Origin of the sequence: Kocuria sp. NPDC057446, from assembly GCF_042802875.1 — a bacterium.
Lineage (GTDB): Bacteria > Actinomycetota > Actinomycetes > Actinomycetales > Micrococcaceae > Kocuria.
This window is the reverse complement of sequence record NZ_JBHVDI010000102.1, coordinates 1-13,430: the sequence shown is the minus strand read 5'-3', so window position 1 is coordinate 13,430 and position 13,430 is coordinate 1. Positions and strand designations below refer to the sequence as shown.

Genomic DNA, 13,430 nt, shown 5'->3' with positions numbered 1-13,430 from the left:
CCCCGGGACCGGGGCGGGCGGCGCGGCGGGCAGCGGGCGTGACCGGGGCCCGCCCGCGGCTCAGAAGCCCAGGCGGGAGAGCTGCTTGGGGTCCCGCTGCCACTCCTTCGCGATCTTCACGTGCAGGTCCAGGTACACCCTCGTGCCCAGCAGCGCCTCGATGGCGGTCCGGGACCGGGTGCCGATCTCGCGCAGCCGGGCCCCGCCCTTGCCGATGATGATGGCCTTCTGCGAGGACCGTTCGACGTAGACGTTGACCCGCACGTCGAGCAGCGGGCGGTCCTCGGGGCGGCCCTCGCGGGGCACCATCTCCTCGACCACGACCGCGAGGGAGTGCGGCAGCTCGTCGCGCACCCCCTCCAGGGCGGCCTCCCGGACGAGCTCGGCGACCATCGTCATCTCGGGCTCGTCGGTCAGCTCACCGTCGGGGTACAGGGCCGGGGACTCCGGCATCCTGCCGATGAGCAGACCGGCGAGGGCCTCGACCTGGAAGCCGTCCACGGCGGAGACGGGGATGACGTCGGCCCAGCCCGGGTCGTCGGCGTCGGGACGGGGGGCGTGCGCGGCCCCGGACCGGTGCCGGGGCTTGCGGGCGGCCCGCTCGGCACGCTCGGCGCGGACCCGGTGCTCGGCCTCCATGACGGAGCGGCCCAGCTCCGTGACCGCCAGCAGCTGCTCGGCGAGCTCGGCGCGCGAGACGGTGTCCGTCTTCGTGACGATGGCCACCACCGGCTTGTTCCCGGAGGCCGCGAGCTGCTGGGCGATGAACCGGTCCCCGGGGCCGATCTTCTCGTCGGCGGGCACGCAGAAGCCGATGACGTCGACCTCGGCGAGGGTGTCGGCCACGAGGTCGTTGAGCCGCTCGCCGAGCAGCGTCCGGGGCCGGTGCAGCCCCGGGGTGTCCACGAGCACGAGCTGGCCCTCGGGCCGGTGCACGATGCCCCGGATGGTGTGCCGCGTGGTCTGCGGCCGGCTCGACGTGATGGCGACCTTCTGCCCGACCAGGGCGTTGGTCAGCGTGGACTTGCCGGCGTTGGGGCGGCCGACCAGCACGGCGAACCCGGCGCGGAACGGGACGGGCTCCCCGGCGGCGGGCTCGCCGGCCCCGGGGGGCACGGCGGGGGTGGGCTCAGACATGGTGGTGGGTCTCCTCCTCGGACTCCTGGGCGGCGGGCTCCACGGCCGTGGAGCCCGGGGGGACCCAGTCGGGGTCCCGGCGGACCTCGAGCTGGCCCACCCGGTTGCGGCGGCCCTCCAGGGTCACGGCCTCGAGGACGATGCCCTCGACGGTGGCGCGGGAGCCCACGATGGGCACCCGGCCGATGGACTTGGCGAGCAGGCCGCCGGCCGTGTCCACCTCGTCGTCCTCGAGGTCGAGGCCGAACAGGTCGCCCAGGTCCTCGACGGCCAGCCGGGCGGAGACGCGGTAGCGGCCGTCGCCGAGCTCGGCGACCTCGGGCTTCTCCCGGTCGTACTCGTCGACGATCTCCCCGAGCAGCTCCTCGATGAGGTCCTCCAGGGTCACGAGACCGGCGGTGCCGCCGTACTCGTCGACCACGACGGCCACGTGGATCGACTCGAGCTGCATCTCGCGCAGCAGCTCGTTGACCTTCTTGGACTCGGGCACGTAGCGGACCTCCCGGGCGAGCTCGGAGAGTCCGGCGAGCCGCAGCCCGGTGCCCAGCCGGTGCACCTTCTCCGCGAGGTCCTTCTGGTACAGGATGCCGAGGACGTCGTCGGCGGACTCCCCGATCACCGGGATGCGGGAGTAGCCGGAGCGGAAGAACAGGTTCAGGGCGTCGTCCACGGTGTCGTCGTCGTCGACGGTGACCATGTCGGTGCGGGGCACCATGACGGCCCGGACGTTGGTGTCGTCGAGGTCGAAGACCGAGTGCAGCAGCTCCGCCTCGTTGTCCTCGATGAGGGCCTGGCCCGTGGACCGGTCCACGAACTCGAGCAGCTCCTGCTCGGTCAGGTACCCGGGCGAGGTGCGCCCCGCGTCCGGGGCGACCGACGAGCCCAGGCGCACGAGCATCCCCGGGAGCGGCCCGAGCACGAGCCGCAGCACGCGCACGAGGCCGGCCGTGGCCCGGACGGTGCCGGCCGGATGGCTGCGCCCGACCTGCCGGGGCGAGACGCCGGTGAGGACGAAGCCGACGGCGGCCATCACCACGGTGGCCAGGAGCCCGGCCAGCCAGACGTCGTCGAGGCCGTCGAACATCGCGAGGGCCACCGCCACGGCGGAGGCCGTCTCGAACCACACGCTCCAGAAGCGCAGTGCCTGCAGGTGCGCGGTGGGCGTGGCCAGGACCCGCGCGGCCGAGGAGCCGGGGGCGTCCCGGGTGATGGCCTCGACGTCCGCGCGGGGCAGGTAGGTCAGACCGGTCTCGGCGGCCGTGAGGACGAAGGCGGTCCCCAGGAACACGATCGCCGCGACGACCAGGACGGCGGTGGTCACCATGGGCCGCTACTCCATGGTCTCGACCGGGGCGGGCCGGCCGAGGAACTCGGTGAGCAGGTCCCGCTGGAGGGCGAACATGACCTGCCGCTCACCGGGCTCGGCGTGGTCGTGGCCCAGCAGGTGCAGGATGCCGTGGGTGGTGAGCAGGCACAGCTCGTCCGCGACGGAGTGGCCCCCGGCCTCCGCCTGCCGGCGGGCCACCGGCGGGCACAGCACGATGTCGCCCAGCGTGCCCTCAGCGGGCTCCTCCTCGGTCCCGGGGCGCAGCTCGTCCATCGGGAAGGACAGGACGTCCGTGGGGCCGGGCAGGTCCATCCACTCCACGTGCAGGCGCGCCATCTCGTCCTCGTCGACGACGGCGATCGACAGCTCCGCCCCGGGGTGGACGTGCAGGCGAGCCAGGACGTGCTCGGCGAGCCGGCCCAGCTGCTCGACGTCGACCGCGTCCCAGGCCGCGCGCTCCTCCGCGGGGAGATCGCGCGGGTCGACCTGGAGGTCGAACTCGACGGCCATCAGCCCTCCGCCCCGTCCGGACCGGCAGGCGCGGCGTCGCGGGCGGCCCGGGCGTCCTCCTTGCGCCGGCGCCGCTCGTTGCGGTGCCGGTTGGTCGTGTCGAACGCGTCGTAGGCGCTGACGATCCGGCCCACGAGCTCGTGGCGCACCACGTCCTCCGCGGTCATCTCCGTGAACGCGACGTCCTGGACGCCGCCGAGCACGTGCTGGACCTGGCGCAGACCCGAGGCCGCGCTCCCCGGCAGGTCCACCTGGGTGACGTCCCCGGTGACGACCATCTTTGAGCCGAAGCCCAGCCGGGTGAGGAACATCTTCATCTGCTCGGGCGTCGTGTTCTGCGCCTCGTCGAGGATGATGAACGCGTCGTTGAGGGTGCGGCCGCGCATGTAGGCGAGCGGGGCGACCTCGATGGTGCCGGCCTCCAGGAGGCGCGGGATCGAGTCCGGGTCCATCATGTCGTGCAAGGCGTCGTAGAGCGGGCGCAGGTACGGGTCGATCTTCTCGCTGAGCGTCCCGGGCAGGAATCCGAGGCGCTCCCCCGCCTCCACGGCCGGGCGCGTGAGGATGATCCGGGACACCTCCTTGGCCTGCAGCGCCTGCACGGCCTTGGCCATCGCCAGGTAGGTCTTGCCCGTGCCGGCGGGGCCGATGCCGAAGACCACGGTGTGCTCGTCGATGGCGTCGACGTAGGCCTTCTGGTGCAGCGTCTTGGGACGGATCTTGCGGCCGCGGCTGGAGAGGATGTTCTGGGTCAGGGCGCCGCTGGGGCGGGCGGTGAGGTCCCGACCGATCAGCTCGAGCAGCTGCGTGATGACCTGGGGGGTCACCGCGGTCTCGCGGCCGGCCAGGACCTTCAGCTCGTCGAAGAGGGTCGCGACGATCTGCACGGGCCCGCTCGGGCCCTCGATGCCGAGCTCGAGACCGCGCGGGCTGGTCGTGAGGCCCGGGAACGCCGTCTCCACCTGGCGCAGGGTGTCGTCCCCGGAGCCGAGGCAGCGGACCATCGTCTCGCGGTCGGGGAAGGTGATGACGGTGCGGGCCGTCAGGGGGTGCGTGGTGCCGGGCAGCGTCTCAGTCATGGGTCCGGCCGCGGGGGCCGCGCTCTCGCTCTCTCGTGGGTCGCCGTGGTGGGGACGGCGGACGGGACTCGTCCTGCTCCCAGGGTACCGCGCGCCTCCGGCCCCGGCGGTCGCCGGCCGGACATTGCGATTTGGTATCGGTCACGGCCGCGGGGGCTCCTCGGCTGGGGGCCTCCGCGGCCGCTGTGCTGGAATGGTCCGGTCCTCCGGACGGGGGACGGGTGCGGCCTCCCCCGGTGCCGGCACCGCCCCCCACCCGACCCCGGAGAGCCGAGGTGCACGTCCCCCCATGTCCACCGCCCGTTCCCGGCCCGCCCGCGGCGTGCTCCCCGCGCTCGCCCTGTCCGCCGTGGCCGTCCTGGCCCTCGGCGCGTGCGCTCCCGGCGCGGACACCGGCCCCGGGGCCACGGTCTCCGCGACGGGCACGGCCCCCGTCTCGTCCACCGCGGCGAGCACCGCCGACGGCAGGGTGGCCACGACGAGGCTGCCCGTGTACTGGGTGGGCAGCGCGGACGGCGAGGAGCGGCTGTTCCGCGAGTTCCGCGACGCCTCCGAGGCGGCCGCGGCCGTGGACCCCATCTCGGCCGCGGCCTCGCTGATGACCGGGGCGGCCCCCGAGGACCCGGACTACCGGACGCTGTGGTCCCCGGTGGAGCGCGTGGGCGCCTCGACGTCCCCGGGCGGGACCATCACCGTGGACCTGCCCTCCGGGGCCTTCCGCGCGGACCTCGAGGAGCGGGAGGCCCGGCTCGCCCTCCAGCAGCTCGCGCACACGGTGACCGCCGCGGCGGTCACGGCGGGGCTGCTGCCCGGCAGCGCCGACGCCGAGGTGGTGGTGCTCGTGGACGGCCGGCCCGGCCAGGAGGTCTTCGGGTCCGTGCGCCTCGACGACCCGCTCCGGCCCGACGAGGACGTGGAGGCGCAGGTCTGGCTCGACGAGCCGCGGCAGGACGAGCGCTCCGAGGGCTCCCTCACCGTCTCCGGCCGGACCCTGGACGGCGTCCGCGGGAGCCGGTGGTCGGTGACCGGTCCGGACGGGGAACGCGTCTCGGGCGGTCCCGCCGACGCCGTCCCGCGCGAGGACGGGGCGGCCGGGTTCCGGGCGGAGCTCGACCTGGAGCCGGGCGACTACGTCGTGACGGTCGTCGGACGGGACGCCGGGGGCGGGACGGTGCGCGACGACAAGGACGTGCAGGTCCTCCCCGGCTGACCCGGCCGAGCGGGCCGACCCAGTGGACCGGGCCGATCGCACCGTCCGGCCGAGGGCTCAGCGGCTCCCGGGCGCCCAGCGGCCGAGGGCCGCGCTGAGCACCGCCACCGCGGCCGGTCCGGCGGTGGAGCTGCGCAGCACCTCGGGGCCGAGCCGGACCGGGAGGGCCCCCGCGGCGGCCAGGGCCTCGAGCTCGGCGGGGGCGATGCCGCCCTCGGGACCGACGACCAGCAGGATCCGGCCGGTGTCCTCCCACGGGGTGCCGGCGACGCCCGGCAGACCGGCGAGGGGCTCGTGGGCCTCCTCGTGCAGCACCAGGGCGCGGGTGCCCGGTTCGGCGAGGAGGCGGGTCAGCTCCCGGGTGGTGCACAGGGGCAGCACCTCGGGCCAGGCGGCCCGCCGGGACTGCTTCGCGGCGGCCGCGACGGTGTGCACCCACTTCTCGTGGCTCTTGGCGGCGCGCTCCTTCTTCCAGCGCACGATCGAGCGGTCCGCCTGCCAGGGCACCACGGCGTCGATCCCCAGCTCGGTGGCCGTCTCCACGGCCATGAGGTCCCGTTCCCCCTTGGCGAGGGCCTGGACCAGGACGAGCCGGGGCGTGCGGGCGGGCTCGGTGGTCACGGCGACGACGCCGACCTCCATGCTGTCCCGGTCCCCCGCGCGCAGCTCCGCGGTGGCCCGGGTCCCCGCGCCGTCGACGAGCTCGAGGCGCTCGCCGGGCGCGAGCCGGCGCACGGTGACGGCGTGCCGCGCCTCCGGGCCGGTGACGGTGAGGGCCGCCCCCGGCCCGAGGCCGGCCAGCCGGCCCGGCTCGACCTTGAAGACCGGCAGGCTCACAGGTCGGAGAACCGGTCCTTGAGCCGGGAGAAGAACCCGCCGGAGCCGGCCGGGGAGTTCAGGGTGGTGCCGGTGGACTGGTCCTCGCCGCGCAGCCGGGACAGCTGCTCGAGCAGCTCGCGCTGCTCGTCGTCGAGGCCCGTGGGGGTCTCGACCTCCAGGTGCACGAACAGCTCGCCCCGGCCGCCGCCGCGCAGCCGGGTGGCCCCCAGCTCGTGCAGGGTCACGGTGTGGCCGGTCTGCGTGCCGGGGCCCACGGGCACCTCGCGCTCGCCGTCGAAGGTCTCGAGGGTCACGGTGGTGCCGAGGGCCGCGGAGGTCATGGGCACCCGGACGCGGGCGTGCAGGTCGTCGCCCTGGCGCTCGAACGTCGGGTCGGGGTCGACCTTGAGCTCCACGTAGAGGTCGCCGTTCGGCCCTCCGGCGGTGCCGGCCTCGCCCTGTCCGGAGAGCCGGATCCGGTTTCCGGTGGAAACGCCGGCGGGGATCTTGACGGTCAGCGGGCGGCGGTCGCGCACCCGGCCCTCGCCGTAGCACTCGTGGCACGGGTGCTTGATGACCGTGCCGAAGCCCTGGCAGGTGGCGCAGGGCGCCGCCGTGACCACGGTGCCGAGGATCGACTGGACCTGGCGCTGCACCTGGCCGGCCCCGTGGCAGACCTCGCAGGTCTCCGGCTGGGTGCCGGCCTGGCAGCAGGAGCCGTCGCACGTGGGGCAGACCACGGCCGTGTCCACGGTGATCTTCTTCTCGGTGCCGAAGACCGCGTCCCGGAGGGAGACCCGCACGTTGATCAGGGCGTCCTGGCCCTGGCGGGTGCGGGAGGCGGGACCGCGCCGGCCGGAGCCGGGGCCGCCGGCGCCCTGGAAGAAGGTGTCGAAGATGTCGGCGAAGCCGAAGCCCGTGCCGGGGAAGCCGCCGCCGAAGCCGGTGTCGGTGCCGTTCTCGTTGCCGGTCGCGTCGTAGACGCGCCGCTTCTCCGGGTCGGAGAGGACGTCGTTGGCGTGGGAGAGGCGCTTGAAGTCCTCGGCGGCCTCGGGGCCGGGGTTGACGTCGGGGTGCAGCCGGCGGGCCTTCTTGCGGTAGGCCTTCTTGATCTCTTCCTGGCTGGCGTCCCGGGACACGCCCAGGGTCTCGTAGTGATCGCTCACCGTGGTCCGTTCTGTCGAGAGGTCTGTGGTGGGTGCTGCGGGAGGGCCCCGGGGACGGGGCCCGCGGGGGCTCAGCCCCCGAGGATACGGGAGAGGTAGCGGGCGACGGCACGCACGGCGGCCATCGTGGACGGGTAGTCCATCCGCATGGGGCCGACGACCCCCACCTTCGACTGCGGCCCGTACCCGGTGGCGACGACGGCGGCCTCCGCCAGGGGGCCCTCGGCGTTCTCCGTGCCGATCCGCACGGCGACCCCGCGGGCGTCCTGCTCCATCTCGGAGAGCAGCCGGAGCATCACCACCTGCTCCTCGAGGGCCTCGAGGACGGGGCCGATGCTCAGGTGGAAGTCCCCGGTGGCGCGGGCGAGGTTGGCCGTGCCGGCCATCACCATCCGGTGCTCGGCCCCGCCGGCCGCGAGGGCGCCGACGGCCTCCGCCACGGCGGCCGCGGCGGGCTGCAGCGGCGGGGCGGTGGACGCGGTCAGCACCGCGAGGGCGTCCGGGACCGCGGTCAGGGAGCGCCCGACCACGGCGGCCAGCACCCGGGCGCGCAGCTCGAGCAGCTGGGACTCCTCGAGGGGCGCCCGCAGCACGGCGACGCGCTGCGCCACCCGGCCGTTGGTCGGGATCAGCACCACGAGCACGCGGCCGGCGCCGAGGTCGACGACCTCGACGTGGCGCACGGTGACCCCGGATGCGTGCGGGTACTGCACCACCGCGACCTGCTGGGTCAGCTGCGCGAGCAGCCGCACGGTGCGCTCCATGACGTCGTCGATGTCGGCGGCGTCGTCGAGCAGCCGCTGGATGGCCCGCCGCTCGGGGCCCGAGAGCGGCTTGACGGCCGCGATCTGGTCGACGAACGTGCGGTAGCCCTTGTCCGTGGGGATCCGGCCGGAGCTCGTGTGGGGGGCCGCGATCAGGCCCTCCTCCTCGAGCGCGGCCATGTCGTTGCGCACGGTGGCCGAGGAGACGCCGAGCCGGTGCCGGTCCACGAGGGCCTTGGAGCCCACGGGCTCGCGGAAGTGCACGTAGTCCTCCACGATGGCCTGCAGGATCTGCAGTCGTCTCGGATGGTTCACGTCGCTCCTCCCCCGGCTCGTTCCCGCCCACCGCGCACTCCTGGCACTCGGGCGGGCACAGTGCTAACGCCGTCCAGTGTAGCCCCCGTGTCCGACGGCCGGGTCGCCGCCCCGGGTTTGGTACGCTTCCGGCTGATCCGCGCCGGACGCGCGGCACCGCGACCCGGGAGGACGACCATGAGCCAGCACGGCTGGGGGCCGCGCAGCCTCGACGACGACGCCCTGGCCCGACGCCGGCCGGCGTCGGCGGAGGTCCCGGTCGCCCCGGGGATGCTCCTGGAGGACGTCACGACCGGCTGGGTCGGCGCCGTCGTGTCCCTGGAGACCATCGGCGGGATGCGGGTGATGGGCCTCGAGGACCGGCGGGGACGGGTCAAGGCGTTCCCCCTGGGACCGGGCTTCCTGCTCGAGGGCGAGCCCGTGGTCGTCGTCGAGCCCCGCCGGGCCCCCGCCGCGCGGAAGCCCTCCCGGACGCGCTCGGGCTCCGTGGCCGTCGAGGGGCTGCGCGCGAGCACCGCCAAGGCCTCCCGCGTGTGGGTCGAGGGCTACCACGACGCCGAGCTGGTGGCCAAGGTCTGGGGGCACGACCTGGCGGTCGAGGGCATCGTCGTGGAGCCGCTGCACGGCATCGACGACCTGCCCGCCGCCGTGCGGGAGTTCGGGCCGGGTCCCGGGCGGCGGCTGGGGATCCTCGTCGACCACCTCGTGGCCGGCTCCAAGGAGTCCCGGATCGCCGCGGAGACGATGCGCCTGCCCGGCGCCGCGGGCAACGTCCTGGTGCTCGGCCACCCGTACGTCGACATCTGGCAGGCGGTGAAGCCGCGCACGCTCGGCGTCGGGGCCTGGCCCGTGGTGCCCCGGGGCACCGACTGGAAGACCGGCACCGCGGCCGCCCTGGGTTGGCCGCACCGCACCCCGGGCGACCTGGGCCGGGCCTGGCAGCACATCCTCTCCCGCGTGGACAGCTACGCCGACCTCGAGCCGTCCCTGCTGGGACGGGTCGAGGAGCTCATCGACTTCCTCACGGCGCCCGGGTCCTGACCCGCTGCCGACCCCGCACACAGGCGGCGACCAGCGGATCGTCACAAAGGCACACGTGCGCGGGGGCGGTCCCCGCGCGGCGGACCGGTCGGTAGGATGGTCGTGTCCCACCCACCCTCCGCGGCGCCGCCGCGGGCCCACCGCCGAAGGACCTCCGTGCCCGTGCAGACCGACCCCCGATCGAGCCGCGAGAACGCCGGGGCCCCGTTCGAGGGCCTCTCCCCCGTGGCCCAGCCGCTGACCGTCACCGAGGACCACCAGTGGGCGACCGTGGCGCACTTCGGCGGCGTCGTCGGCTTCCTCCCCTCGTTCCTGGTCCACCGCGTGTTCCGCGGCCGGGGCCCGTTCACCGAGCAGGAGTCGCGGGAGGCGATGAACTTCACCCTGCTGCCGACCCTCGTGGTGGTGGCCGGGATCCTGCTCGCCCCGGTGCCGTTCATCGGGTGGCTCTTCGCGCTCGCGGCCGCCGCCGCGTGGCTGCTGCTCGCCGTCGGCTCCCTGATCGGCGGGGTCCGGGTCAACCGCGGGGAGCCGCACCGCTACCGCTTCAACACCCGCCTCCACGACCGGCTCGCCGAGCGGCTCCGCGAGCGGTCCCGGCAGCGCTCCGCCCGCGGCTGACGCGGCGTCCTCCCGGAGCGTCTCCGGACGGGCACCGGTTCCCGGGGACCCGTGCCCAGCAGAGCCGTCAGGCGAGCAGCCGCCGCACCACGGCGTCGCCCAGCAGCCGGCCCCGCAGGGTGAGCACCACCGTGCCGCGCAGCGCGGCCGCCGGCTCCACCAGTCCGTCGGCGATCAGCCCGCCCACCGCCGCCCGCCCGTCGTCGTCGAGGGCCGTGACGGGCAGGCCGTCCCGGATCCGGGCCTCGAGCATCACCCGCTCGACGTGCCGGGTGTCCGCGTCGAGGATCTCCCGCCCCGCCGCCGGTGACTGCCCCGCGCGCACCCGGTGCGTGTAGGGCACGGGGTGCTTCAGGTTCCACCAGCGCGTCCCGCCCACGTGCGAGTGCGCCCCGGGGCCGATCCCCCACCAGTCCTGGTTGCGCCAGTAGGCGAGGTTGTGCCGGCTGCGGTGGGCCCCGGCGTCCGCGCCGCGGGCGGGCCGGGCCCAGTTGCTCACCTCGTACCACTCGAAGCCGGCCTCGGCGAGGAGGCGGTCCGCGAGCTCGTACTTGTCGGCCTGGTCGTCCTCGTCGATCGGGGGGACCTCCCCGCGCCGCATCCGCGCCGCGAGCTTCGTGCCGTCCTCGATGATCAGCGCGTACGCGGAGACGTGGTCGGGCTCGTAGCCCACCGCCGTGCGCACCGAGTGCTCCCAGTCGGCCAGGGACTCCCCCGGGGTGCCGTGGATGAGGTCCACGCTGACGCCCAGACCGGCCTCCCGCGCCCACCGCACGGCGCGCGGCACGTTGTCGGGGTCGTGCGTGCGGTCCAGGACGGCGAGCACGTGCGGGACGGCCGACTGCATGCCGAAGGACACCCGGGTCACCCCGGCCTCCGCGAGCACCGCCAGGGACTCCGGCGTCACGGAGTCCGGGTTCGCCTCGGTGGTCACCTCCGCGCCCTCGGTGAGCCCGAAGCTCTCCCGGGCCTGCGAGAGGACCGCGGCGAGGTCCTCGGCGGGCAGCAGCGTCGGGGTGCCGCCGCCGAAGAACACGCTGTGCAACCGGCGGGGGGCCGCCCCGGAGTCCTCCAGCACCCGGCGCGCCCAGCGGACCTCCGCCGCGGCGTCGGCGGCGTAGGCGTCCTGGGACACCCCGGGACCCAGCTCCACGGCCGTGTAGGTGTTGAAGTCGCAGTACCCGCACCGGACCGCGCAGAACGGCACGTGCACGTAGAGGCTGAGCGTGCGCTCGGCGGAGCCCTCCGCGGCGGAGGGCGGCAGCAGTCCGTCGAGCGGGCCGGGCGGGCCCTCCGGCTGGGCGGGAGCCACTACTTCTTCTTGTCCTTCGCCCCGGACTCGTCGGAGGACAGCGCCGCGACGAACGCCTCCTGGGGGACCTCGACACGGCCCACCATCTTCATCCGCTTCTTGCCCTCCTTCTGCTTCTCGAGCAGCTTGCGCTTGCGCGAGATGTCGCCGCCGTAGCACTTGGAGAGCACGTCCTTGCGGATCGCCCGGATGTTCTCGCGGGCGATCACCCGGGAGCCGATGGCGGCCTGGATGGGCACCTCGAACTGCTGGCGCGGGATGAGCTCGCGCAGCTTGCCGGTCATCATCACCCCGTAGGCATAGGCCTTGTCCCGGTGGGTGATCGCGCTGAAGGCGTCCACCGGCTCGCCCTGCAGCAGGATGTCCACCTTGACCAGGTCGGCGGCCTCCTCGCCCTCGGCCTTCCAGTCCAGGGACGCGTAGCCCTTGGTGCGGGACTTCAGCTGGTCGAAGAAGTCGAAGACGATCTCGGCCAGGGGCAGCCGGTAGCGCAGCTCCACCCGGTCCTCGGAGAGGTAGTCCATGCCCTTGAGCTGACCGCGCTTGGACTGGCACAGCTCCATGATCGCGCCGATGAACTCGGACGGGGCGAGGACCGTCGCGGCGACCATGGGCTCGCGGATCTCGGCGATCTTCCCCTCGGGGAACTCGGACGGGTTCGTGACCGCCCGCTCGGAGCGGTCCTCGAGGGTCACGTTGTAGCTCACCGAGGGCGCCGTGGAGATCAGGTCGAGGTTGAACTCGCGCTCGAGGCGCTCCCGGACGATCTCGAGGTGCAGCAGGCCGAGGAACCCGCACCGGAAGCCGAAGCCCAGCGCCGCGGAGTTCTCGGGCTCGTAGACCAAAGCGGCGTCGTTGAGCTGGAGCTTGTCGAGGGCGTCGCGCAGCACCGGGTAGTCGGAGCCGTCGATGGGGAACAGCCCCGAGAAGACCATGGGCTTGGGGTCCTCGTAGCCGCCCAGGTTCTCGGCGGCCGGCCGCTGGTGGTTGGTCACGGTGTCCCCCACCCGGGACTGGCGCACGTCCTTGACGCCGGTGATCAGATAGCCCACCTCCCCCACGCCCAGTCCCTCCGTGGGCTTCGGCTCGGGCGAGATGACGCCGATCTCGAGCAGCTCGTGCTGCGCGCCGGTGGACATCATCCGGATCCGCTCGCGCGGGGTGAGCCGGCCGTCGACCACCCGGACGTAGGTGACCACGCCGCGGTAGGTGTCGTAGACGGAGTCGAAGATCATGGCCCGCGAGGGCGCGTCCGCCTCGCCCTGCGGGGCGGGCACGAGCTCCACGATCCGGTCCAGCAGCGCCTCGACGCCCTCACCGGTCTTGCCGGAGACGCGCAGCACGTCGCCGGGGTCCACGCCGATGAGGTTGCCCAGCTCCTGGGCGTACTTCTCCGGCTGGGCCGCGGGCAGGTCGATCTTGTTCAGCACCGGGATGATCGTGAGGTCGTTCTCCATGGCCAGGTACAGGTTGGCCAAGGTCTGCGCCTCGATGCCCTGCGCGGCGTCCACCAGCAGCAGGGCGCCCTCGCAGGCGGCCAGGGAGCGGGAGACCTCGTAGGTGAAGTCCACGTGGCCCGGGGTGTCGATCATGTTCAGCGCGTAGTCCGTGCCCGCCACGTTCCACGGCATCCGCACCGCCTGGGACTTGATGGTGATCCCGCGCTCGCGCTCGATGTCCATCCGGTCCAGGTACTGGGCCTTCATCTCCCGCGTGGTGACCACGCCGGTGGCCTGCAGCATCCGGTCCGCGAGGGTCGACTTGCCGTGGTCGATGTGGGCGATGATGCAGAAGTTGCGGAGGATCGACGGGTCGGTCGAGGCGGGAACCGGGGCATTGACGGCCAGCGGTGACACGGGCGGTCCTTTCTCCGGGAGAACGACGCTTCCGGCAGGTCCTGGGGCTACCGGCGGGTGGACTGCGCCGGGGATTCAACTGTCCAGTTTCCCACGTTCGGTCATGGAGGGCCATTTCGCCCCGCAGGGGTCCCGACGACGCCGGAGCGCCCCTGGCTAGAGTGGGCGCATGAAGCTGAACCTCGGCAGCCTGGCCCGGCTCGCCGCCCGCGCCGTGGACGTCTACCAGCGCTCCGGGCGCAGCCGCCCCGAGCACCCCCGGCCGGCCGGCCG

General features: G+C 74.2%; 12 protein-coding genes. 3 read left to right on the top strand and 9 right to left on the bottom strand.

Features of this window, described 5'->3' with window-relative positions:
* Positions 1-60: 60 nt before the first annotated feature.
* Genes ACFU0Y_RS12495 through ACFU0Y_RS12480 form a run of 4 tightly spaced genes read right to left on the bottom strand, consistent with a single transcriptional unit; the run spans position 61 to position 4,053 of the window.
* Positions 61-1,137 carry a GTPase Era gene (locus ACFU0Y_RS12495; RefSeq protein ID WP_380214849.1) on the bottom strand — a complete coding sequence of 359 codons (1,077 nt, stop codon included), beginning with the start codon at positions 1,135-1,137 and terminating at the stop codon, positions 61-63.
* Positions 1,130-2,458, bottom strand: a complete 1,329-nt coding sequence (locus tag ACFU0Y_RS12490; RefSeq protein WP_380214850.1) for a hemolysin family protein — start codon at positions 2,456-2,458, stop codon at positions 1,130-1,132. The genes ACFU0Y_RS12495 and ACFU0Y_RS12490 overlap by 8 nt, the downstream gene beginning before the upstream one ends.
* 9 nt (positions 2,459-2,467) lie before the next feature.
* A complete protein-coding gene (ybeY, locus tag ACFU0Y_RS12485; RefSeq protein WP_380214847.1) occupies positions 2,468-2,974 on the bottom strand; it encodes an rRNA maturation RNase YbeY in 507 nt (168 codons plus the stop codon).
* Positions 2,974-4,053, bottom strand: a complete 1,080-nt coding sequence (locus ACFU0Y_RS12480; protein ID WP_380214846.1) for a PhoH family protein — start codon at positions 4,051-4,053, stop codon at positions 2,974-2,976. Before ACFU0Y_RS12480 ends, ybeY begins: the two co-directional genes overlap by 1 nt.
* Before the next feature lie 289 nt (positions 4,054-4,342).
* Here ACFU0Y_RS12480 and ACFU0Y_RS12475 point away from each other — a divergent pair, with 289 nt between their 5' ends.
* Positions 4,343-5,263 (top strand): GerMN domain-containing protein, encoded by a 921-nt coding sequence (locus tag ACFU0Y_RS12475; protein WP_380214845.1) that lies wholly within the window; start codon positions 4,343-4,345, stop codon positions 5,261-5,263.
* Between the two features lie 57 nt (positions 5,264-5,320).
* Here the strand turns inward: ACFU0Y_RS12475 and ACFU0Y_RS12470 are convergent, their stop codons facing one another.
* From ACFU0Y_RS12470 to hrcA, 3 genes are all read right to left on the bottom strand, one after another.
* Positions 5,321-6,100 carry a 16S rRNA (uracil(1498)-N(3))-methyltransferase gene (locus ACFU0Y_RS12470; RefSeq protein WP_380214844.1) on the bottom strand — a complete coding sequence of 260 codons (780 nt, stop codon included), beginning with the start codon at positions 6,098-6,100 and terminating at the stop codon, positions 5,321-5,323.
* The gene (gene dnaJ, locus ACFU0Y_RS12465) at positions 6,097-7,248 is read right to left on the bottom strand and encodes a molecular chaperone DnaJ (protein WP_380214843.1); all 1,152 of its coding nucleotides are present in this window, start codon (positions 7,246-7,248) and stop codon (positions 6,097-6,099) included. The genes ACFU0Y_RS12470 and dnaJ overlap by 4 nt, the downstream gene beginning before the upstream one ends.
* Before the next feature lie 71 nt (positions 7,249-7,319).
* A complete protein-coding gene (gene hrcA, locus ACFU0Y_RS12460) occupies positions 7,320-8,327 on the bottom strand; it encodes a heat-inducible transcriptional repressor HrcA (RefSeq protein ID WP_380214842.1) in 1,008 nt (335 codons plus the stop codon).
* 177 nt (positions 8,328-8,504) lie between these two features.
* Between hrcA and ACFU0Y_RS12455 the strand changes: the two genes are divergently transcribed.
* Both ACFU0Y_RS12455 and ACFU0Y_RS12450 read left to right on the top strand, forming a co-directional pair.
* The gene (locus tag ACFU0Y_RS12455; RefSeq protein ID WP_380214841.1) at positions 8,505-9,368 is read left to right on the top strand and encodes a DUF3097 domain-containing protein; all 864 of its coding nucleotides are present in this window, start codon (positions 8,505-8,507) and stop codon (positions 9,366-9,368) included.
* Between the two features lie 156 nt (positions 9,369-9,524).
* Positions 9,525-9,989, top strand: a complete 465-nt coding sequence (locus ACFU0Y_RS12450) for a DUF4870 domain-containing protein (protein ID WP_380214840.1) — start codon at positions 9,525-9,527, stop codon at positions 9,987-9,989.
* Positions 9,990-10,056: 67 nt separating this feature from the next.
* On the opposite strand, the gene hemW is transcribed toward ACFU0Y_RS12450, so the two are convergent.
* Positions 10,057-11,301: a radical SAM family heme chaperone HemW gene (gene hemW, locus ACFU0Y_RS12445; RefSeq protein WP_380214839.1), complete on the bottom strand. Its 1,245-nt coding sequence runs from the start codon at positions 11,299-11,301 to the stop codon at positions 10,057-10,059.
* Positions 11,301-13,157 carry a translation elongation factor 4 gene (gene lepA, locus ACFU0Y_RS12440; protein ID WP_380214838.1) on the bottom strand — a complete coding sequence of 619 codons (1,857 nt, stop codon included), beginning with the start codon at positions 13,155-13,157 and terminating at the stop codon, positions 11,301-11,303. The genes hemW and lepA overlap by 1 nt, the downstream gene beginning before the upstream one ends.
* Positions 13,158-13,430 lie beyond the last annotated feature (273 nt).